Annotated in this window: 17 protein-coding genes; 10 read left to right on the top strand and 7 right to left on the bottom strand. The window is 39.1% G+C overall.

The genetic code is table 11. The annotated features are described in order from the left end of the window. Positions 1-13 precede the first annotated feature (13 nt). The 5 genes from EO127_RS02620 to rsmA all read left to right on the top strand — a co-directional run bounded on the left by EO127_RS02620 (position 14) and on the right by rsmA (position 6,919). The gene (locus EO127_RS02620) at positions 14-1,576 is read left to right on the top strand and encodes a Ppx/GppA phosphatase family protein (protein WP_127447895.1); all 1,563 of its coding nucleotides are present in this window, start codon (positions 14-16) and stop codon (positions 1,574-1,576) included. Positions 1,577-1,586: 10 nt separating this feature from the next. After that, positions 1,587-3,707 carry a polyphosphate kinase 1 gene (gene ppk1, locus EO127_RS02615; RefSeq protein ID WP_127447894.1) on the top strand — a complete coding sequence of 707 codons (2,121 nt, stop codon included), beginning with the start codon at positions 1,587-1,589 and terminating at the stop codon, positions 3,705-3,707. Positions 3,708-4,335: 628 nt separating this feature from the next. Further along, positions 4,336-4,986, top strand: coding sequence for a 3D domain-containing protein (locus tag EO127_RS08695; RefSeq protein WP_164742263.1), 651 nt, complete (start codon positions 4,336-4,338; stop codon positions 4,984-4,986). A gap of 521 nt (positions 4,987-5,507) precedes the next feature. Beyond that, on the top strand, positions 5,508-6,047 hold the full coding sequence (gene rnmV, locus EO127_RS02605) for a ribonuclease M5 (RefSeq protein WP_127447893.1): 540 nt from the start codon (positions 5,508-5,510) through the stop codon (positions 6,045-6,047). 11 nt (positions 6,048-6,058) lie between these two features. Further along, positions 6,059-6,919, top strand: a complete 861-nt coding sequence (gene rsmA, locus EO127_RS02600) for a 16S rRNA (adenine(1518)-N(6)/adenine(1519)-N(6))-dimethyltransferase RsmA (protein WP_127447892.1) — start codon at positions 6,059-6,061, stop codon at positions 6,917-6,919. Between the two features lie 80 nt (positions 6,920-6,999). Here rsmA and EO127_RS02595 read toward each other — a convergent pair whose 3' ends face one another. The 5 genes from EO127_RS02595 to EO127_RS02575 all read right to left on the bottom strand — a co-directional run bounded on the left by EO127_RS02595 (position 7,000) and on the right by EO127_RS02575 (position 12,123). After that, positions 7,000-7,464 carry an OsmC family protein gene (locus EO127_RS02595; RefSeq protein ID WP_127447891.1) on the bottom strand — a complete coding sequence of 155 codons (465 nt, stop codon included), beginning with the start codon at positions 7,462-7,464 and terminating at the stop codon, positions 7,000-7,002. Further along, positions 7,457-8,632, bottom strand: a complete 1,176-nt coding sequence (locus tag EO127_RS02590; protein WP_127447890.1) for a cobalamin-independent methionine synthase II family protein — start codon at positions 8,630-8,632, stop codon at positions 7,457-7,459. Before EO127_RS02590 ends, EO127_RS02595 begins: the two co-directional genes overlap by 8 nt. Position 8,633: 1 nt before the next feature. Then, positions 8,634-9,458 (bottom strand): phosphate/phosphite/phosphonate ABC transporter substrate-binding protein, encoded by an 825-nt coding sequence (locus tag EO127_RS02585; protein WP_127447889.1) that lies wholly within the window; start codon positions 9,456-9,458, stop codon positions 8,634-8,636. 90 nt (positions 9,459-9,548) lie between these two features. Next, positions 9,549-10,676 carry an acyl-CoA dehydrogenase family protein gene (locus tag EO127_RS02580; RefSeq protein ID WP_127447888.1) on the bottom strand — a complete coding sequence of 376 codons (1,128 nt, stop codon included), beginning with the start codon at positions 10,674-10,676 and terminating at the stop codon, positions 9,549-9,551. Between the two features lie 202 nt (positions 10,677-10,878). Further along, the gene (locus EO127_RS02575; protein WP_127447887.1) at positions 10,879-12,123 is read right to left on the bottom strand and encodes a sodium/glutamate symporter; all 1,245 of its coding nucleotides are present in this window, start codon (positions 12,121-12,123) and stop codon (positions 10,879-10,881) included. A 449-nt stretch (positions 12,124-12,572) separates the two neighbouring features. Here EO127_RS02575 and EO127_RS02570 point away from each other — a divergent pair, with 449 nt between their 5' ends. Further along, entirely contained in the window at positions 12,573-13,409 is an 837-nt protein-coding gene (locus EO127_RS02570; protein ID WP_127447886.1) for a polysaccharide deacetylase family protein, read from the top strand. Positions 13,410-13,648: 239 nt separating this feature from the next. On the opposite strand, the gene EO127_RS02565 is transcribed toward EO127_RS02570, so the two are convergent. Further along, positions 13,649-15,238 (bottom strand): peptide chain release factor 3, encoded by a 1,590-nt coding sequence (locus EO127_RS02565; RefSeq protein WP_127447885.1) that lies wholly within the window; start codon positions 15,236-15,238, stop codon positions 13,649-13,651. A gap of 530 nt (positions 15,239-15,768) precedes the next feature. On the opposite strand from EO127_RS02565, the gene EO127_RS02560 reads away from it, so the two are divergent. Next, entirely contained in the window at positions 15,769-18,135 is a 2,367-nt protein-coding gene (locus tag EO127_RS02560) for a DNA topoisomerase 3 (RefSeq protein ID WP_127447884.1), read from the top strand. Between the two features lie 191 nt (positions 18,136-18,326). On the opposite strand, the gene EO127_RS02555 is transcribed toward EO127_RS02560, so the two are convergent. Continuing rightward, positions 18,327-19,625, bottom strand: coding sequence for a DEAD/DEAH box helicase (locus EO127_RS02555; RefSeq protein WP_127447883.1), 1,299 nt, complete (start codon positions 19,623-19,625; stop codon positions 18,327-18,329). Positions 19,626-20,055: 430 nt separating this feature from the next. Here EO127_RS02555 and EO127_RS02550 point away from each other — a divergent pair, with 430 nt between their 5' ends. The 3 genes from EO127_RS02550 (at position 20,056) to EO127_RS02540 (ending at position 23,032) form a co-directional block, all read left to right on the top strand. Next, positions 20,056-20,286 carry a FeoA family protein gene (locus EO127_RS02550; RefSeq protein WP_127069011.1) on the top strand — a complete coding sequence of 77 codons (231 nt, stop codon included), beginning with the start codon at positions 20,056-20,058 and terminating at the stop codon, positions 20,284-20,286. A 14-nt stretch (positions 20,287-20,300) separates the two neighbouring features. Then, positions 20,301-22,703, top strand: coding sequence for a ferrous iron transport protein B (gene feoB / locus EO127_RS02545; protein WP_127447882.1), 2,403 nt, complete (start codon positions 20,301-20,303; stop codon positions 22,701-22,703). Between the two features lie 140 nt (positions 22,704-22,843). After that, a complete protein-coding gene (locus EO127_RS02540; RefSeq protein ID WP_127447881.1) occupies positions 22,844-23,032 on the top strand; it encodes a FeoB-associated Cys-rich membrane protein in 189 nt (62 codons plus the stop codon). Positions 23,033-23,144 lie beyond the last annotated feature (112 nt).

Raw genomic sequence — 23,144 nt, 5'->3', positions numbered from 1 at the left:
ACACAGGAGACCTATGAAACGAGTAGCATTAATAGATTTAGGATCAAACTCAGTACGGTTTGTTATTTCAGAGATTACCGAATCCGGCAGTTATCGTTTGATATATCAACAGAAGGAGTCGATTCGCCTTAGCGAGGGGATGTGGACCCACCAAATGTTGACGAAACCCGCTATGGAACGAGCCATTAAAACATTAAAAGCCCTATCTCATATGGCGAAAGCTATGGGTGTCACAGAGATTCAAGGTATTGCTACAGCAGCCGTACGATTGGCTAGTAATGGTAATAGTTTTATTCGTCGTGTCTATGCTGAGACGGGGATTCCTTTACGTCCTATTAGTGGTGAGGAAGAGGCGTACTTAGGATTTTTAGGGGTTGTGAATACCATAGGACTCGATGATTTTCTCGTCTTTGACCTTGGTGGGGCGAGCATTGAGATTAGCTTAATTGAAAATAGACAATTAAAAAAATCTGTTAGCCTTCCTATGGGAGCGCTTGTCATGACAGGGCAATTCCAGTCGAAACACGAGTTTACGAAAGCAGAGTATACTAGTATGATTTCTCATATTCAGGATATCTTACATCGTGAAACTTGGCTTAGAAATGTAAAACTACCACTTATAGGGATTGGTGGGACCGCACGGAATATTGCTAAGATGGACCAACGTGAGAAAAACTACCCCATCCCTAAATTACACAATTATAAGGTGAAAAAAGCGACTATGGAGACTTTGTTTCATCGGGTGAAAGAAACGCCATGGGAAGAAAGGAAAAAGATTTCTGGATTGTCTTCTGAGCGAGCTGACATTATCGTGGCAGGTATGGCTATCATTATGGAATTGATGGAGTATACAAAGGCATCGTCCATGATTGTCAGTGGTTGTGGCTTGCGAGAAGGATTGTTCTTTCAATACTATGGGTCCCACTATTCGGGAGAGATGTATGGCCTACCATGCCTTCAAAAAAATGGTGTTGTAGATGATATTGTGACCCACTCCACATTGAATGTACTGCGTTCTTTCACTCCGCACGATGTGGACCATTCCCTATACATTGCCAAGTTGTCGAAACTGATTTATAAACAATGGAAAGAATTAATGCCAGAAGGGGAACGTCTGAAACTGCTATTGAAAGTAGCCTCATTATTGCATGATTTAGGAAAACAAATCAATTATTATAGTCATGCAAGGCATAGTGCGTATATGATTATTAATAGTAATCTATATGGATTATCCCATAGAGAACAGTTGTTAAGCGCGTTTATTGCATCCTATTCCCATGGAGCAAACAGCAAATTTATCAAGCAGTCCCCCTATCTGTCCCTACTAAAAGAAGGAGATCGGGAATTGATACAAAAATTGTCATTTCCTTTAGCTTTAGCAGAAGCCTTGGAAGAAACCCATGAACGGACGGTCCGTTCTATCCAAAGTTATATTACAGATAAACAAATCGATATGCGTGTAGAAGTGCAAGAGTTGAGTCACATTCCTATGATGGAGATGGCCATCGAAAAATTAAAGAAACAGTGTAAAAAAGAATTTAAACGTGAACTAGTGATACATTGGAATGTCCGTTAGGAGTGATACTATGAAAGACTTTGATAATCCTAAGTATTATTTTAATCGTGAATTATCATGGCTGAAATTTAATCAGCGAGTCCTACAAGAGTCTATCGACAGAAGCAATCCACTTATGGAAAAACTACGATTTTTAACCATAGGGAGCTCTAATTTAGATGAATTTTTTATGATTCGCGTATCTGGATTGCGCCATCAAGAGCAGAGTGGAATCATTAAATACGATGCTGCCCATATGGATGCCAAAGCACAATTAAAGGCTATCAGTGAGGCTACAAGAAAGTTAGTGTCTTTACAATATATGTACTTTCACGATATTTTAAAACGATTACAAAAAGAAGGACTACACTTTGTCAAAGTAAAAGACTTAAAAGAAAGCGAATTGCGTTGGGTATACCAATATTTTCGTACTCATATATTTCCGGTAGTTACGCCATTGGCTGTGGATGCAAGCCATCCTTTCCCATTTTTGGTAAATAAAACACTAAACTCGGTAGTGAAAATACATCCTATCCATGATAAAGATCAAGAAAAGATGGCTATATTGCCGATTCCTTCTGTATTGAATCGGATTATTGAAGTACCGAATGATGTGCATCGTCACTTCGTTATGTTAGAAGATGTCATTAACTATTATTGTGAAGACTTCTTTGTAGGTCATCATATCGATTCCTTTACTACCTTCCGTGTCACACGTGATGCTGATTTAGACATTGAAGAAGAAGCAACGGATTTACTTCGGGAGATTGAAAAGTCTCTTCGAAGACGTCGTCGTGGTGAAGTGGTACGTGTGGAAGTATGTGAACAGTATGACCCACAGTTATTGGAATTTGTTTTGCAAGGCTTACAGGCGAAAAAAGAGGCCGTTTATATAGCCGAAGGGATTTTAGATGTAGCCTCCTTTGGAGAGTTCTGTAATTTACCTGGCTACGACCATTTGCGATATCCTACTTTTACACGGAGAGAACTTCCTTGTGTAATGGAGCGTGGGACTTCAGCTATTTTTGATTATATACGTGAAAAAGATAGACTCTTGCATCATCCATTTGATTCTTTTTCCATGGTGGAGGAATTTATAGCTAGAGCAGCCGTAGACCCTGATGTGCTAGCTATCAAGCAAACTTTGTATCGTGTTAGCGGGGATTCTCCTATCGTAGCGGCTCTGGTGAAAGCAGCAGAACTGGGAAAACAAGTTACAGTATTAATGGAAGTAAAAGCCCGTTTTGATGAAGAAAATAACATTATTATGGCACGGAGATTAGAAAAAGCCGGCTGTCATGTGATCTATGGTTTGAGAGGGCTTAAGACGCACTCCAAAATTACTATGGTAGTGCGTAAAGAGGGGGAAGTACTGCGAAGATATATGCACTTTGCCACAGGTAATTACAATGGTAAGACTGCAAAATCTTATACGGACTGCGGGTTACTGACCTGTCGTGAATCTTATGCAGATGATAGCTCTCTATTTTTTAATACCATTTCTGGATATACAGAATCACAGCAGTGGCAACATCTTATTGTGGCTCCATTGACGTTGCGGTCCTCTTTGATGGATTTAATTGATGGAGAAATCCGAGCTGTAGAGCATGGAAAAGAAGGACATATTATTGCAAAGATGAATTCTTTGTTAGATAAAGAAATCATTGCCAAGCTATATGAAGCCTCTTGTAAGGGAGTCAAGATTGATCTCATTGTTCGTGGTATTTGTACCCTTAGACCAGGTATTGAAGGGGTCAGTGAGAATATCACAGTACGATCCATTGTCGGACGTTTCTTAGAACATCATCGTATTTTATACTTTAAAAATCACAGTGAAAGTCCCTATTATATTTCTAGTGCCGATTGGATGCCTCGAAATTTGAATGATCGAGTGGAGTTAATGGTACCAGTAGAAGATAAGGATTTACAACAAGAATTACAACATATCTTAGAGGTATATTTGACAGATAATCAAAAAGCCCATGTCATGCGTGCTGATGGATCATATCGTAAAGTGATAGCGAAAGAGCATAAGGTGTGTGCCCAACTTTCATTTATGAATCCTAATGAGATAGATACTACTGAAAGTATATCTGAGTTAGGTTTATGGGAGCCTATTTTAGAATTTACCGCTACTGATGAGATTAAGTAATGGTATCGCTTATATGGTCAAAACCTAGTGGGTAATACATATAGGTGATAAAAAGTTTTGGGCATATTACAATGTAAAAACGTATCTATATGAGTGGGTATGCATACCTAAATCTATCTATATTGCTATAAAAATAATAGAAATTATAATAAAATTAGCTAAAAACACACAATTCGTGTAATCTGCGGCTGATTTTTAAAAAATGATGTGGACAAGTTATGAGTTTTAAGAATGGGGTATTACTAAAATGCGTATCATATCAATTTTGCATTATCAATAAGAAAGTGTTATTTTGAAAATGTAGTAGACTTCTTTGCAGATAGATTGCACACTATATGAAGCCTGTGGATATAGTTATACACATGGTTTAGGCTGTGTATAAGTTTAGAGTATGTTATACATGCAAACTATGGATAATTAAAAAAATATCATAATGAGAATTCTTGAGCATAATATATAAAATTGTTAATCAAATTGAAATGTCTTTGTATGGTGGACTTAAAATATTTTTATATAAAAAGCACAAAAGCATAGAAGTTTAAAAAAATGGCTTTGTAGAGCGATTTAGGAGCATATGTTTGACCTTATCTATCCGTCTATGGTAGAATACCACCCATGGAGGTACTAGATGACAAATCGATTACTACAGCAAAAGCAAAAAGCAGTGCTTATGCTCACACTGTTACTAATAGTCTTTGTTACAGTCTCAGGCTTTATGTGGAATCATGGATTCCAAACTAAAAAGATAGAAACACATCAAGTGGAAGTACCGGTATCGGTACAATATGAACGAGTGGATACGTTACCCAAAGGAACGGAAGAAGTGTTACAAGAAGGCACGCCAGGACTTGATGAGGTACAAGAAGAAGTCCACTATAACCATGGTGAAGTAGTAGATACGAAAGAGCTACAGCGTACAACGATTACACCGATGAAACCTAAAATTATTCGAGCAGGTACACGAGATATAGAAGTATCACGTTCCTATAATCGTGTGAAAGAAGTGATTACTATGGAAGCGACTGCCTATTTACCAACAGATGGTGGTGGAGATGGTATTACAGCGACGGGTATACCAGCACGTCACGGCGTAGTGGCTGTAGATCCTAATGTGATTCCTTTAGGAACACGTGTATATATACCTGGATACGGTGAGGCAATTGCCGCCGATACAGGTGGAGACATCGTGGGGAATCGTATCGATGTAGTGTTGGAAGATTATGGATCTGCTATGCAATTTGGACGAAGAACGGTAGACGTATATATCCTCTCTTCTTAGTCTATGTATCTATGGCGTTTTATTTTTAACTTTATATTGATTGAAGAGCACGGCACATTCCTTCACAAACGGCACTACGTAATGAATTGTCACTTGCAATGATATTCTGTCTTGTGGCAGTTTGTAGATAAATGAATAAAGGTCAGACCGCAATACACCCCCTCAGAAACGGTATTTCATAATGTTTCTTCGGAGGTATATTGCGGTCTTTTGCATGTGCATGTATGAGGATAAAATGCCACAAGACGTTCTACTCATAACTGCGTTCCTCAAGGGAATAGTTAATAGCTACGTTGCAAGTTTTTATTTGTAGTATAGTGTGCCGTGCTCTTCTGCATATTTAGAATTTAAAAAGTAAAACGCCATAGACTACTACGCCTAATTGCATTCGTCTCGAGGGGGCGTTATTTGGCAATTTTTGCTACGTGTGGTTCGCTGTTAGTATGTGTTATATTTGTTGGGGCATGCCATAGGTTTCGATATATGGTATAATAATAAAATACTATATTGTGGAGGAGCTTATGTTAAAACAGGTCTTGGTGGTTGAGGGAAAATCAGATATTCAACGGGTGCAACAAGCTTTAGAGGTGGAGTGTATTGCTACGGAAGGATTTAATTTGCGTAAGCCTGTGCTCAGTCGGATTAAGGATGCTTATGAAAAGAGGGGTATCATTATTCTGACGGATCCAGATTATGCAGGAGAGCGGATTCGTCGTTTTTTAACAAAACGCTTCCCTTTGGCGCAACATGCATTTGTACCACGAGAGGAAGCCTATGCGAATGATGATATTGGAATTGAGCAGGCTAGTCCTGAGTCTATACGCAAGGCGCTAGAGGTGTTACATATAGAATCCATGGAATCATCTGAGCTATTTACTATGCAAGATTTAGTCCAACATGATTTGAGTGGAGGCTCTAGTAGTGCAGCTATGAGAGCTCGTATCGGTGCTAAGCTGGGTATAGGCTATGGTAATGGGAAGCAGTTCTTGTACCGTTTAAACCATTATGGCATAAGTCGGGATGCATTTTTCAAAGCACTTTCAGAAGATGAAGAGAAATAATAGGAGTATTCATGATAGAATCAGTCATTGCAAGTCCAGAGGTTGTACATTATATATGTAAACGGTTTGGCATTCAAATGAGTAAAAAATTAGGGCAAAACTTTTTAATTAAGCGCACTGTGGTGGATAAGATTGTGCAGGCTGCGGAATTAGACGCAGGGGATGCTGTGTTAGAGGTAGGTCCTGGTATTGGTACATTGACGCAAGGTTTAGCACAAAGTGGGGCTAATGTTACTTCCGTAGAGCTAGATAGACGCTTGTTAGAGGTCTTAGATACAACCCTAGAGGCCTACGATAATGTACGGATTATTCATGGAGACGTATTGAAAGTCAACATCCCAGAATTAATGGACCACAAACCATTTAAAGTAGTAGCGAACTTACCATATTACATTACAACACCGATTATTATGTCCTTGCTAGAATCTAAACTGCCTATTGAACGGTTAGTGGTAATGGTCCAAAAAGAAGTAGCAGAGCGCATGATTGCAAAACCAGGTATAAAAATGTATGGCGCTTTGTCGGTAGCGGTGCAATATTACACAGACCCATATATTGTTATGGACGTGCCTCCTAAGGCATTTTTACCAGCTCCTGAAGTGACTAGTGCTGTGATTTGTTGCCCATTGCGTAGCGAACCGCCTGTGAAAGTCCATAGTGAAGCGTATTTTTTCCGGGCTGTGAAAGCAGGTTTTGCGCAACGTCGTAAAACGTTCAGCAACACAATGAAGACTACAGGACTAAGCAAAGAGCAAATCGAAGCTATTTTAGCGAAAGCAAACATTGATGGCTCTCGTCGAGGTGAAACATTTACCTTAGACGAATTTGCTCTTATTGGCAATGCTTGGTATGAATTGGACCAAGAGAAATAATACCATCCTATGATGGAAATACATAAAAGGACTATATCCTGTAATGATTACGGGGGATATAGTCCTTTTTTTATGTAAGCTTACACTAAAGGCGTAAACTGTATAGTTAGTTCCATAGCCTGTTGTAGGGTATGATAGATATAACTCTTCTTAAGGGCCTCATTACAAAAGAAAATGAGTGAATCATTATCTGTATCAGCATATACATAATAAGTAATATGACATGTTTTAATAGAAGGTGGCTCATGATACCCTTTTACGCCTAATATAGTTAAGGGCTCTGCTAAGGTCAGGTGAATTTTACCTTCGAGTTCTTCTATTTCAAGATGCGCTCGTTTTCCTTCGTTGATAATCGTGTGGGCAATGCCACCCATAATAGATGAGGCAAAATAGTTAAGGCTACTCTTAGCATCACCTTGGATATCAAAGTTAACATCACTAGTCACTTGTATGGCATCATTTGCTGTGTATACCTTGAAAGTATCATCCATCAATATACCACGTAAGGATAAGTCGTAATGAGTGGACTCATAGATATCATTCATAATTGGCCCTCAATAGATCTTTGGCTTCTTTGAGACGAGCTAGTTTTTTGTTGATGATGTCTAGACTGTTAACTGGACGATTGGCAAAGGTAGCAAATCCACAATCTGGATTGATCCATACACGGTCCTTAGGCAAGAACTGAAGGACTTCTTTCACGCGATTTACAATGCTCTCTAGGGATTCAACTTCGTCCGTTCTAGGATTCATGACACCTAGACCTAGGATACAGTGCTCTCGTAGTTTAGTACTGCTCAGTAAGGAAGAAATTTCTCCTGCTCTAGGCGTGGAAAATTCTAATGTTAAAATATGAGGTAATACCGTTTCAAAGAGCGGCACCAAAGGTGTGTAAGGACCTTTTAATAAAATACTTTCATTACGGCTCCAATTACCACGACAGACGTGAAGTGATACTAAGATACCTTTTTTCTTAGCGTAGGAAACGACAGCCTCTAAGAGTTGTGTAGCAAAGGCTAATTCTTCCGTAGGATCTTTTTTCTCTGACAGAGCAGCACACATAAAAGATCTAGTTTTTCCTTCAGAAAACACAACTTCTGTTAATACAGGCTCATCAAATTGTACGATATCTACACCGATAGCACTTAAGGCATCAATCTCTTGTTGTAATACCTGGATAATATCTTTTCCTAGTTCTTCTTTGGAAGTATAAAACTTGCTAGATAAGGCAGGTAACCACATAGAACGGGTCATTAAGTAAGGGCCTGGTAAAGTGGCTTTTACTTTTCGATTCGTCATCTCTTTTAAGGCGACCATTTCGTCAGCGACTAGTGGTTTGTGATAGGTAACTTTTCCAGTACAAATGGCATTCTTAATACTGATAGCAGGTACATCCAAAATCTCTAAAATCTGTTCGAAACCTTGTTTATCTTCGATGTAATCCAACATATCTGCCATGCTCATCATGGTAACCCCATGTAAACGTTCTGCGATGAAGGACACGTAATTATCACGACGCAGTTCTCCGTTGGTAATGATATCTATATCATTTTTTTCTTGAAGTTCCACAATATATTTTGTTTCCGCATCCAGTAACTCTTCATAGGTGGAGGCATCTATCGTTCCTTTTAGTAACTTTCGTTTAGCACCTAGCAGTTCTTTGCTTCTAGGCATGCTACCTAGTAGTGAGATCATAAAGGAGGAAGTATCCATATTATTCTCCGTGAAAGTCATTAAAGAAGTGTAAATATTCGTTCGCCTCTCCAATTTGTTTAAAGCCAGTAGTACGGCCATACACCCATTGTTTAAGACCTTCCATATCCATCATTTCTTTATGATCTGGGTTGTTATAATCCATTTTGTGAAGTACTTCGATGAACTTTTCAAATCTATCTTTTTCAAGATTTGGATGACCAGAGAAAATACAATGATCGAAATGGTCAGTTTTAGATAGGATTGTCACTTGGCTTTCATCTAGTGTGCCATCACCAATCCAAGTGTTGTAGTTTAAATCTAACATCCAAGTAGCATCTACTTCGCCATGTTTTAAAGCCATAGCTGAATCTAACTCGCCACCTACATGGTCACCATGAAGACCTACACCGATATCAAAGCGTTTTTCTACATAATCGGTACCAAACTCTAATCCATGAGTATGTAAATGGTTAATTGGAATTAAACGAGCTTGTGGAGAGTCGATAGCGCCAAAGCCAATGGTTTTGCCTTTTAAATCCGCAAGAGTAGTAATGCCGCTATTGTTTTTTACCACCAAATAAGAGCAACGATTTTGGTCAGTATCACGCATAGAACCATCTAAAGCCGTTCCTTTTGTACGAATATGTGTATCTAACCAAGCTAATGGAGAGTTCCAAGCCACATCAATTTCGCCAGCTAATAAACCATCTACTTGCGCTTTGTAATCTTTGTAATACACTGGTTCGATAGGGAATTGTTCATCTTCAAAAAACTTCGCAATAATGCCCCAGATAACAGTTACTTTTGGATTATAGATAACAGCGCCAATTCTTAATTTGTTCATAGATGTATACCTCATTGTCAATGATACTAGAGAATTAAGTAAAAAGGGGACGTGTTAGTTTCCCCTTTTACTTGTTATGTGTATTGCTTCTTATGGAAGTTGTTGTCCTGTAATAGCTTTACCTAACCATACTGTTAATACATCAACGCTAGGAGCCATGATATGACTAGCAAAGGAGTCACGTAAATAACGTTCCATATTACCTGCACGGTTATAGGCTTTACCACCGCCTACACGCATGCCTAAACGAGCTAATTCAATAGCTGTTTCACTAGCAACAATACGAGCGGATAGTATTTTAGCTAACATGTCGGCATCATTAGCTAAGAAGCTGCGAACTGCTTCGTTTGTGCTAAGGATAGCAGAGTTAGTTTGGCTGTAAATTTTTGCTAAGTGAATTTGTACAGTTTCAATTTCGCTGAGGGATTTGCCATCAGGGTATTTTCTGTTGGTAGTATGGTTAATGGCTTCTGCTAAAATAGCTTCACATAATCCAGTGTACACAGCCGCAAGACCAGTGATGAAGTACGTTGCCACGATCGTGAATACTTGGTCTACGCCAGAACCAGCAGTACCAATACGTAAGCCTTTGTCTAATTCCACGTCATTGATTTCCATTTGGCAAGATACGTTGCCACGCATGCCAAGGCCATGCCATGTGGACGGTTTAAAATCTAAGCCAGGAGTACCCAATGGGAATACCCAGTTATCAATGCCACCTTCTACGTCGGAAGGAGTGAGAACTAAGTAATAAGAAGCATATTCCGCAGAGGTAACCATGCTTTTTAGACCATTGAATACAACAGACGTATCTTTGAAAGCAGTTTTTACATCAGAAATATAGAAATGAGTCCCAGTACCTAATTCGCTATAAGCTAACGCCATAAAAGTTTCATTTTCTACAATATCTCTGCAAATTCTAGATTTTAGTGCATCATCAGCGTAGGAAAGAACACAATTTAAAGCTACGTTATGCATCATATAGCATAAGGCAACCGTTGCACTAGATTTAGCAAAGGCGCGGCATGCTTCTGCATGTTCTTTCATTGTTTTTCCTAAACCACCTAACTCTGTAGGAATCATTAATTTGAAATAACCAGCTTTTCCTAATTCTTTAAATACTTCTTCTGGAAAATGTTCTTGCTCATCAATTTCTTTTGCAATTGGATCAATAAAACGTTTTGCAAATTCTCTAGCTTCATTGTAAAAACTGCTCATACTAAACCCCTCCCATAAATGTGCAATATATTATAAAAGATAATTTAAGTATAGCACATCCAACTTTCAAATAAAAGATAATAAGGATAAATATAATGCATAGATGAAAGAGTATGGAAAGAAAGGCTGAGTATAGAAAAAGGACTCTACAACAGATGTTATAGAATCCTTTTTTGTTTAGGATGGCGTATAGAAGAATTAATTAAATCAATTTCGCCATAAATGTGATTAAGAATGCATTTGTAAAGTCGATGAGGAAGGCCCCTACTAAAGATACGACTAACCATGCTTTTGGAGATGGACCGTATTTAGAAGCCAAGGACAACATGTTTACCAATGCATTTGGTGTAGCACCTAAGCCGAAACCAATAGCACCAGCACCTAACATAACAGAATCATAGTTGCGTTTGAACAACCAGTAGATTAAGTATGCGAAGATTGTAATCAACACCATTTGTGCAGCTAAGATTGCCATTAAAGGTAATGCTAAGTCAACTAATTGTGCTAATTTCAAGCTGTTAATAGCCATAGTAACGAAGATACTCAAAGATACATTGGAAACCGCATCAAGAGCAGCACTATTAATAGTAATGTGACCAGTGAAGTCAGCATAGTTACGAATGCAAGCGCCGACAATCATAGCACCGATATAGGCAGGTAATGGACCGAATACGGAAGATAGTAGAGCACTGACTAATGTGCCAAGTCCTAAGGAAATACCTACAAAAGCAATGACATGCATTAACGACTGTAAATCGAATAATTTACTTTCAGAGTCGGATTCATTAATATCGATACCGTCAGCTTCTAATAATTCAGGATGATCGACAGGAGTAGGGACATTGTGCATTTTGATAATACGGTCACCTACAGGAGCACCTAGCAATGTACCAGCTACCATACCGAATGTAGCGGCTGCGATAGCGGCAGAAGCCACACCTGGAACACCAGTTAACTCTTCGAAATGAGGGCCGAAGGCACCTGCTGTACCAAGGCCACCCATCATAGAAACAGAACCAGCCATAATACCAAAAATTGGTTCAATACCCATAGCTTTGGCAATCATGATGCCCGCTCCATTTTGAAAGACAATCCAGATGGTACATACAATCCAGAAGAAGATAATAGCGACTCCACCTTTTTTAAGAACATTTAAGCTTGCCATAAGACCGATAGTGGTGAAGAAGGCTAACATTAGGAATGATTGCAAGGCACTATCAAAGATAATATTTACAATTTTATAATAGGATAAGAAGGCACATAAAAATGCAAATGGCAAACCACCTACGGCTGGTGCAGGCATACTCACACGTTGTAAGAATGGAGAATGCTTTTTGATAAATTCCCCTAAATATAATGTAACAATAGCTAATGCTACCGTTTGAATCATAGACAGTTTTAATGTCCAGATTCCGTTGACTAGACTCAAGTCGATAAGACCTTTCATAGTACAACCCCCTTTGGAACAAGATGCATATTAGATAAAACTTATGCTCTTATCATAGCATGAAATAGGGGCATTCGTCATAGTGATTTTTTCCACTATAGCGCTATGTATGAGCTCTTTTCATAGATAAGGGAGATAGGATATATCATATTAATTGTAAACAACTATTAAAGGCATTCTATAGAATGTAGAAATGTAAACGTATGAAAGGCGGTACATGATGATGCATGATGTATACATTACATACTATTGATGATTTTTGGTAATGTAATAGTTGCAAAAATAATATAATTGAAAAGTAGAAAATAGGGTGTTTTATATAAAAGATGGATAAATTTATGAAAAACAACTGATAAATTTAGCGAAGTGTGGTACTATAGTAAAGTCATATTTACATCGTTTTGTAAATATAGAATCATTAGGTAAAGTTACTAACATGTGAGGTTAATGTGAAACGGATTATTATAGGTATATTAGGGCTTATTGTAGCCGTAGGTGTATATTTGGGAATACAATACCAACGTTCTTGGGATTATAAGGCAGTAGGTGTTCCCGTTTTAAATTATCATCGTATTGATACAGGGATTCGACATTCTTTAGTGGTACCACCGGAAGAGTTCAAAAAGCAAATGCAATATCTTCATGATGAGGGATATCATACCATTACGTTGGATGAGTTATACGAGTACGTGACAAAGGGAACTGATTTGCCCGACAAGCCAGTACTAATTACTTTTGATGATGGATATATTGATAACTATCAACATGCTATGCCAATTCTGAAAGAATACAATATGAAAGCAACCTTGTTTATGATTACTAGTTCCATTGGAGAAAATCGATTTGTCAATGTAGAGCAATTGAAAGAAATGCAAGCGAATGGTATCGATATCCAAAGTCATACAGTGAATCATAAAGATTTGCGCAATATGTCCTTAGACCAAGCACGGGATGAACTCATTAGCTCGAAAGCAGTCTTAGAAGATCGCATGAAGCATCCTGTTCGGTACATTGCATATCCAGGTGGATTTGCTAACAAAGATGTAGATAAGATTTCTGAAGAAAGTGGCTATCGGATGGCCTTTACCGTGCAAGCAGGGAATGTAGAGCCAGGCCAAGATCTATTTAATTTGCCAAGACAAGCCGTGTTTTTCAATGATACACCTTTTGAAAATTTCTGGGTTCGATTACATTATCCATGGGAAAATGCATTTATGTGGCGCATCCATGATAAATTGTTAGAATGGAATTTGAAAGGATTAGCAGATTTGGAACCGTTGTTTTAGCCTATTATACGGTATCTTTGACATACTAGAAGAGATGATAATAAAGAGGTCATGTGCCCCTTTTGGTGTGTAAAATAGAAAAAAGAGGGAAGTTGATACTTTTTGATCAACTTTCCTCTTTTTTTATTTGAAGCTATTTTGTTCAGTCTCTATTTTATTTAGAAATAATATATACTATCTTTTATTGTGCTACAAGTAGTATGAACCTTAGTGATTTGTATATCTAAGTATAGAATATGTTATGCCTCTAACTTGGGAGCATGCAAGAATGTTACATCTGGATTGCGTTCTACGACCCACCCCATTTGCCATTCGTTGGAGATAAGAACAACGAGGCGACCACGGTTATCTTTTACAATCATCGCATTGTCCATACCTTTTAGACTGTTCACATCGACCTCGCCATCGATCCAGCGAGCTACGCCATATGGTAAGGAATTGTTCACAAGGTCAACGCCGTATTCGTGTTTCAAACGGTATTGCAATACTTCAAATTGGAGCATACCTACAGCACCGACTACAAAGGAATCCATAGAGTAGAGAGGTTCAAAGATTTGTACAGCCCCTTCTTGTGCTAATTGTGTCATGCCTTTCAAGAATTGTTTACGCTTCATGGAATCTTTTGGGGTTACACGAGCGAAGAACTCTGGTGGGAATACAGGGAAGTCGCTGAATGTCACTTTGTGATTGGATGCACATAAGCTATCACCTACGCCCATAGTACCAGCATCGAAGACACCGATGATGTCTCCTGGATAGGCTTCATCGATAATGGTACGCTCTGTGGCTAAGAACTGTTGTGGTTGAGACAGGCGCAATGTTTTACCAGATTGTTGGTGAAGTACGTTCATGCCTTTTTCAAACTTACCGGAGCAAATACGCATGAATACAATACGGTCATGGTGGTTTGGATTCATGTTCGCTTGGATTTTAAATACGAAGGCAGAGAAGTCCTCAGATGTAGGTTCTACCGTTTCTTCGCGGGCTATACGAGGCGCTGGCATAGGAGCTAGTTCCAAGAATTTTTCAAGGAATGGTTTGACCCCAAAGTTTGTCATAGCAGAGCCAAAGAACATGGGTGTTAATTCACCAGCTTTGACTTTTTCTAAGTCGAACGCATCACCAGCCACATCGAGAAGTTCAATGTCATCGATTAAGGATTGATGTACTTCGTCGCCTAGAAGTTCACGGAACGCTGGATCGTGAACATCGCCCTTAGTGGAGGCTAGTTTCTTTTGACCGTGAGACTCATCTTTTTCAAATAACTCTACAGTATTCGTTTCCCGGTCGTATACACCTTGGTATTCACCGTTAATACCTACAGGCCAGTTCATAGGGACGGCACGAATGCCGAGAGAATTTTCAATTTCTTCCATTAAATCAAATGGATTGCGACCGAAGTGGTCAATCTTGTTAACGAAGGTAAAAATAGGAATACCACGTTCTTTACAAACGGCGAATAGTTTTTTTGTTTGTGCCTCCACGCCTTTCGCCACGTCAATCAACATGACAGCACTATCTGCCGCCATCAAGGTACGGTATGTATCTTCAGAGAAGTCTTGGTGACCAGGGGTATCTAGGATGTTCACGCGATGACCATCATAATCAAATTGTAATACGGAGCTGGTAACAGAGATACCACGTTGCTTTTCAATTTCCATCCAGTCAGACACAGCATATTTTTGCGTTTTTCTAGACTTAACAGAACCTGCCAAGTGGATCGCACCACCGTATAATAATAGTTTTTCCGTCAACGTTGTTTTACCCGCATCTGGGTGAGAAATGATGGCGAACGTACGGCGCCGAGTTACTTCTTCTAAAAATGTCATAATTCACCTCTATTAATCCATGTGTATGGTATATACTTTCATATCTTTAAAATTATATACTATTTGAGCCCTCCCTGTATAGGATTGGATGGTGAAAGTTAGGAAAAGTGTTGTTTAGTTGCAATGCATCAGTACAGTGCATTTGCTATATTTATGTATAAGTAGTACTGGTAGGAAATTTTAAAGGACTATGCATGATGACTAGAGAAATATTTTTGTAGAATATAAGATATATTGAAATGGATAGGGATATCATATCTAGAGTAGTCTTACGGTGAGAGGTGTTGTAAGTTGAAACGGATGTGTGCGTATTATATCTATGAAATAACAGTTGTAAAATGTGTAGAAATAGATTGTTTTGCAAAGTATTGAGAAAGTAGGTACCTGTTTAATTTTGGTGTGCAATCGTAGTATAATAAAAGCCAGCGTAAAGAACACCTATAATAATAGAAACTAATAAAAGTCATTAATAGTAGGAAATAGTTAGTTAAACATAGTTATACATAGTAGTAAGTAGGAAGAGGGAGCATATGCGTTTATTTATTGCGGAAAAACCCAGTGTAGGGCGAGAGTTAAGCCAAGTGTTACCAAACTCGCAGAGCGCCAAGCGACATGATGGGTATATCGTGCAAGGCGACGATGTCATTACTTGGGCTTTTGGTCATATGCTAGAACAAGTAGAGCCAGGTGACTATGATGAAAAATATAAATTTTGGAGATTTGATTCATTACCGATTTTGCCGACCTCTTGGAAGTTGAAAGTTAAATCATCGAGTGCTAAACAGTTCAAAGTGATTAGTGGTTTAATTAAGAAGGCCAGCACCATTGTCAATGCAGGTGACCCGGACAGGGAAGGGCAATTGTTGATCGATGAAATGCTAGATTATTTGGGCAATACTAAACCGGTAGAGCGTATCTTGCTCAATGCCCTAGATGAAAAATCGATGCGTTATGCCCTAGAACATATGCAGGATAATAAGAAATACCAACCTTTAAAAGATTCGGCCTTAGCACGCTCCCGTGCAGATTGGTTGATGGGGATGAATTTATCCCGTGCTTATACTTTAGAGCAACAGCATATGGGAAAGAAAGTAACTTTTCCGATTGGTCGTGTAAAAACGCCAACCTTAGCACTAGTGGTGCGGAGAGAACGGGAGCTACAAAACTTTGTGCCTGTAGAATATTATGTGTTGCAAGTACAATATGGTCATGAAAAGGGAGAGTTTTGGGCCACTTGGAAACCGAAAGATACGCAACAAGGATTAGACCCTGATGGGCATATGTTGGATCAGGCTATCCTCAATGACTTGCGTGAACGATTAATGCAGGCCCCAGAAGGTACGATTTCTCTAGTAGAAAAGAAAAAGAAAAAGGAAGGGCAGCGGTTGCCGTTTTCCTTATCATCACTACAAATTGTGGCTGGTAAATTATATAACTATACGCCACAGGAAGTGTTGGACATTGCACAGAAATTATATGAGAAAAAATATACATCCTATCCTCGGTCAGATTGTGAATATTTGCCAGTGAACCAACTTTCAGATGGGAAAGCCATTCTATCAAACTTGGTGAATATGGGACATAAGGAATTAGCTGCGTGGGCAATGGATGCTAATCCTACTATCAAAAGCCGTGCTTGGAATGACAGTAAGGTCACAGCCCATCATGCGATTATACCGACCACAGTGCGTTGCCCACTGCATACCTTATCCAAAGGTGAACAAAATATTTATTTCCTCATTGCTCAAGCCTATATTGCGCAATTCTACCCAGAGCATGTGTATGAGCATACTCGCATCGAAGTGACACACCAAGGGGAACTTTTTACCACAACGGGACGTGTTGTTATCGATTTAGGCTGGAAAGCATTATATAAAAAGGTAAAATCTACAGAAGAATCAGAAGGGAATCAAGAGGACGAAGAAAAGTCTTTGCCAGCTGTGAGAAAAGGAGAGACAGTAACAGCTAAGGATAGCAAGGTGGACCAACGGAAAACGAAACCACCAAGCCGTTTTACGTCTGCCACCTTGGTGCAAGCGATGAAGGAAATTCACAAATATGTGAAAGACGAAGAATTAAAGAAACAATTAAAAGATGTGTCCGGTATAGGTACAGAGGCGACACGGGCTACGATTATTGAAGATTTAATTCATAATAAGAAGAACCCTTTGCTCAAAGAAGAAGGGAAAAAGAAAACCTTAGTTCCTACAGAGTCTGCCTATGCCTTGGTAGATGCATTACCAGATTCCTTACTATACCCTGATGCGACGGCGCAGTGGGAAGAGCGGTTGGCAAAGATGAGCGAAGGGAACGAAGCGATTGATGTATTTTTAGAAGATCAAACAAAATTCGTTGTACAACTCATTGAGGACGTCAAACAACGAGTAGGAAATACACCTAAGATGGCTATGTCTAAAACAGAGACAGGTGGAAATGGAAAAGGTACAAATCGGAATCCTTCTACCGCGCAGCCTACTGGACGGTCTTGCCCTAAGTGTAAAACGGGAGAGTTGCTCTTACGGAAAGGGAAGTTTGGCGAATTTTATGGGTGTTCAGGATTTCCAACATGCAAATACACAGAAAATGTGTCATCGTCTAAGGAAAGTGTGTCAGGTGCTAGGGAATCGAGAGTCAGCAAAGATGAGCAAACTTTTGTGAATAAGGTGAGGATACCACAGGGACCTAGGGAAGAGATGATGCCACCGATGCCAATGGCAAGTGGTAAAGTCTTGGATGATACGCATAAGGAATATGCATGCCCACGATGTAAAAAGGGATACCTTGTACAGTATGAGGCGCAACCAGAGCCCGTGTGGAAATGTAGCGAAGGCCAAGCTTGTCGTACTAGTTGCGCCGATGTAGAGGGGAAACCAGCTATTTATGCAAATCGGAAATAAACGTACCGGCTGGGTGGAATCATGATATAGATAAAAGATATTGCCCAGTAAGGTATAAAAAATAGAGGAAAGTTGATATGTATTGATCAACTTTCCTCTATTTTATTTTGAAATTATTTCGTTATACTGCTTTTTATATATGGAAAATAATAGAATGCTGACCTATTGGGAAAATAGGACACATTAGAAATTTATCGTTTTCCTCTACTACGGCCGCTAGTGCCACTAGATTTCGCACGGCGCACCCTTGTATTGGCACCTTTATGACCTCGAGCTTTATGTGCTTTCGCTTTTGTCGCTTGGTAAGTGCTTTTAATTTTAGGCTTTTTGCTAGCGGTTTCCTTCTTAGGTGCTAAGCTAGAGCCTTTCGTTTTTACTTGCCCATCTTTTGTATATTTCGTTAATGTTGCTTGGATGGATCGTTCAATGCGGCGTACCCAAATTTCTTCGGCTGGCGTAGCGAACGTAACGGCAACACCAGTAGAACCGGCACGACCCGTACGGCCGATGCGGTGGATGTAGTAATCCATGTCATGAGGCACATCGAAGTTGTACACGTGGCTCACTCCTTCGATATCGATACCACGAGCTGCAATATCGGTAGCCACTAAGATTGGTGGATTGCCTTTGGCGAACTCTTTCAATACTTGCGTACGACGACCTTGCGTCATATCGCCATGGATTTCACCTAGTTCGACACCTTTACGGGCTAAATCGTAAGCCAATTTAATGGCGCCTTCTTTTGTATTACAGAATACGATCGCAAGATAAGGATTGTCTATCTCTAACATTGCTACAAGGCGGTTTACTTTATCTTGTTCTTCCATCATGTATACTTTTTGTTCAATCGTATCGAGGGTGATATTTTCCCCTTGGACAGTAACAGACGTCGGTTTTTGCATGTAGGCTTTTGCCAAATTGCGAATCTTGTCTGGGATGGTGGCAGAGAACATTAATAGTTGACGTTTTCCATCGGTGCCACTAATAAGCTTTTCGATGTCTGGTAAGAATCCCATATGAAGCATTTGGTCAGCTTCATCCAATACAACACGGCGAATAGAATTTAAATGTAAGGTACCACGGTTGACGTGATCTAGTAAACGACCAGGAGTACCAATAATGACATGAGGACGGCGACCTAGTTTTTGTAATTGTCCTTCGATGGTTTTGCCACCGATGAGTGGTAATACATCGACTCCAAGAATAGATCCTAAGTATCGAGCTTCTTCTGCAATTTGTTGGATGAGCTCACGAGTCGGGGCGATGATGAGCGCTTGCTCCTGTTGCACATCTATGTGGATGCGTTGCAATAGTGGCAACAAGAATGCCAGCGTTTTGCCCGTTCCTGTTTGGGCTTTGGCGATGACATCCTGACCTTTAAAGATAAGGGGAATCGATTTTTCTTGAATTGGTGTAGGCTCTTTTATTCCTATCTTTTGTAATGCTTGTATTAGTTCAGGCACAATGCCTAAGGATTGAAATGATTTCATAGTGTATCTCCGTTTCTAAATGACTTAATGCATATATTATATCATACTTCTATGAGACTATGATTGTAAAAGTTCTTGTGGTAGAGGGGGCTAGAATACCAAAAGAACACTTACGTATTGAGGTAAGCGGTCCTTGATTCTGAGAATATATAATTTAGAGAATGAGAAACATATGGTATACATTTCATTATTGATTAGTTAATGATATTGATAATAATAAAAACACATACCAAATATAACGCTATAATATACATGTCTTTAATAGGTTGTACTTGATAAAAATAAAATTATAATTTTAAAAATAATGGAAAATAAAATGAGATTCTTTATTGATTATATTTTATAATGTGCTATAATATAAATATTATTCATATATTGTCTATATATGTGATAGGTTTGGTTATTTTGTTTTATATGTAGGAGGTGTACTATGGTTAAGAAACTATCCGAGATGAAGCCTGGTGAAGTTGGTACTGTTGTAGCTATCAATGGATCTGGCAACATCAAGCATCGCTTGGTGGACATGGGTGTTGTACCAGGAACGGCTGTGCGTGTTATGAAGTATGCGCCATTGGCAGACCCAGTGGAAATTAAAGTGAAAAACTTCGAGTTATCACTACGCGTAAGTGAAGCACAAATGATCGAAATTGAAGTCCAATAAGGAGAGTTGCTAAGATGGCAGACAACACACATACCAAGATTGAGGTTGCTTTAGCGGGTAACCCTAACTGTGGTAAAACAAGTATTTTTAACAATATGACGGGATCCCGTCAACACGTAGGTAACTACGCAGGTGTTACAGTAGAGAAAAAAGTTGGGGATGCGAAAATTGATGGTCATGACATTGAAATCATCGACTTACCAGGTACGTACTCCTTAACAGCACGTTCTCTCGATGAATTGGCAGCACGTAATGTTATCATCAATGAAAATCCAGAATTGATTGCCAATGTAGTGGATGCATCTAATTTAGAACGTAACCTATACTTAACAGCGCAATTAATTGAATTAGAACAACCATTGCTACTTGTATTGAACATGGTCGATGTAGCAAAAGAAATGGGATTACAGTTCAATGTTAAAAAATTAGAAGAATTAACAGGATCCACTGTAGTAGAAACCATTGGTCGTTCCAATAAAGGTACAGAAGATGCCCTACGTGGTATTGTGAAAGTATCTAAAGAGCGTAAAATCCCTAATGTTCGCGTTAACTATGGCGACGTATTGGAGCCAGCTATCGCGGAATTGGAAGCGGAAGTAGCAAAACTTGACACTGGTCGTTATCCACATCGTTGGGTAGCTATCAAATTGTTAGAACAAGACACAGATATCTTAGAAAAAGTACAAGAATTAGACAAATCTGGTGCTGTGTTGAGCAAAGCAGAAGCATTACGCACAGAATTGAACAAATCTGTAGACATGGATATCGTGTTCCAAGAATATCGTCACCGTTTTGCAGTAGACGTATTCAACGGCGTCCTAGAAGTAGTTCCTGAACATAAAGATTCTAAATCCGATAACATCGATAAAATCTTAACGAACCGTTGGTTAGGGATTCCTATCTTCTTGTTTATCATGTGGGTAATGTTCTACTTGGTTATCAACGTAGCGGAATATCCAAAAGGATGGTTAGAAGATGCGTTCAAACTATTAACAGAATTTATCGGAGCTAACATGGATGACGGCTTGCTAAAATCCTTGATTAACGATGGTATCATCGGTGGTGTAGGGGCCGTTATTAGCTTTATCCCTCATATCGTTCTATTATTTGTATGTATTTCCTTCTTAGAAGATACTGGTTACATGGCTCGTGCGGCATTCGTTATCGACCGCGTGATGCGTGGTGTAGGTCTACATGGTAAATCTTTCATCCCTATGTTATTGGGCTTTGGTTGTAACGTTCCATCCATCATGGGTGCTCGTATTCTTGACAATCCAAGAGACCGTATGATTACGATTTTAGTATCTCCGTTCATGAGTTGTAGTGCTCGTTTGCCAGTATATACGTTGCTAGCAGCTGCATTCTTTGCACCAGAAGATGCACCAACTATCTTATTGGGTATCTATGTATTGGGTATCATAGTAGCTGTTGTGACTGCAAAAGTACTTCGTACATACGTATTTAAAGGTGCAGCAGAACCATTCGTAATGGAAATGCCTCCATACCACATGCCAACACTTCGTTCTGTAGGTATTCATATGTGGGAACGTTCTGTAATGTACCTTAAAAAAGCTGGTACATTCATTTTGGCAGCATCCATCCTTATTTGGTTCTTAACATCTTTCCCACAAGATGTAGAATACTCTAAAGACTATGATGCTGCGAAAGCAGAAGTAACAGCAATGCATGAGCAAAAAGCTGATTCTATTCTTGATGAAGCACAATTAGCAAATGACGAAGACAAAGATAAAGTCTCTGCTATTTATGATCAAATGCTTGCCTTAGATGAAGAGCATAAAGATGATCCAAAAGATGAGGAAGAAGAAGCAACAGCAGAAGATGCAACACAAGATGGAGCAGAAGCTGCTGATGAAAAAGAAGAAGTAGAAGAACCTGCGTACTTTGAAGAGTTAAAAGCTGAAGAGTTATATCCAGTGGCTTGGAACTTATATGTAAACCATAAAGCCGAAGAAGATGAAATTAAAGAATTAGATCTTCAACAAGGTAAAGAAAAAATTGAACAATCCTATGCTGCACAAATTGGTCATTTCATTGAACCTGTAACAGAACCACTTGGATTTAACTGGCGTGTTAATATCGCAGTAGTTGCGGCAGTAGCAGCGAAAGAAGTAATGATTAGTACATTAGGTACGATCTATGCGATCGAGGCTAGTGAAGATGATTCCACAACATTGCAAGAGTTCTTGGCAAACGATCCGGACTTCACACCATCTATTGGTTTAGGCTTGATGGTATTCGCCTTATTATACTTACCATGTTTAGCAACTATGGCTGTATTAAAACGTGAAACTGACTCCTGGAAATGGTTCGGTGCTGTATTTGCTTACACTAGTATCCTAGCTTGGGTAGGTGCATACTTAGCAGTTCATATTGGTCGTGCCTTAGGATTAGGTTAATCAATAATGATAGTGAACAATCAACATAATTGAGATTGAGAAAAGTTTTATTTCAAAATAATGCTTAATTATGCGGTTTGTTACATTCGCAAAATAATTTTTAAAAAGTACTTGAAAATGAGAAAGAGATGGTGTATACTATGGATAGTGTTATTGTATACGCAATTGGTTTACTAGCTGTTCTCTATGTTGCATACCGAGTATATAAAAGCGCCACAAGCGCAGGCGGTTGTGGTGGTGGATGCGGGGGAGGATGTGGTTCCTCTTCTGAATCCGAATCAGGATGCGGTTGTGGCTGTGGTGGTCATGAAGAACAATCTGAAAAGTAACTAATTCGATACCATAAGTTTGGTAAGAGGGACTCCGATAACACGGGCCCCTCTTATCTTTATAATTATTAATTGTATTATATTTTCATGTATTAATGTGACAGAGCTCACA

It is taken from the genome of Veillonella sp. 3310 (genome assembly GCF_003999875.1).
Classification (GTDB): Bacteria; Bacillota; Negativicutes; order Veillonellales; family Veillonellaceae; genus F0422.
This window is presented reverse-complemented; position numbering and strand designations above follow the sequence as displayed.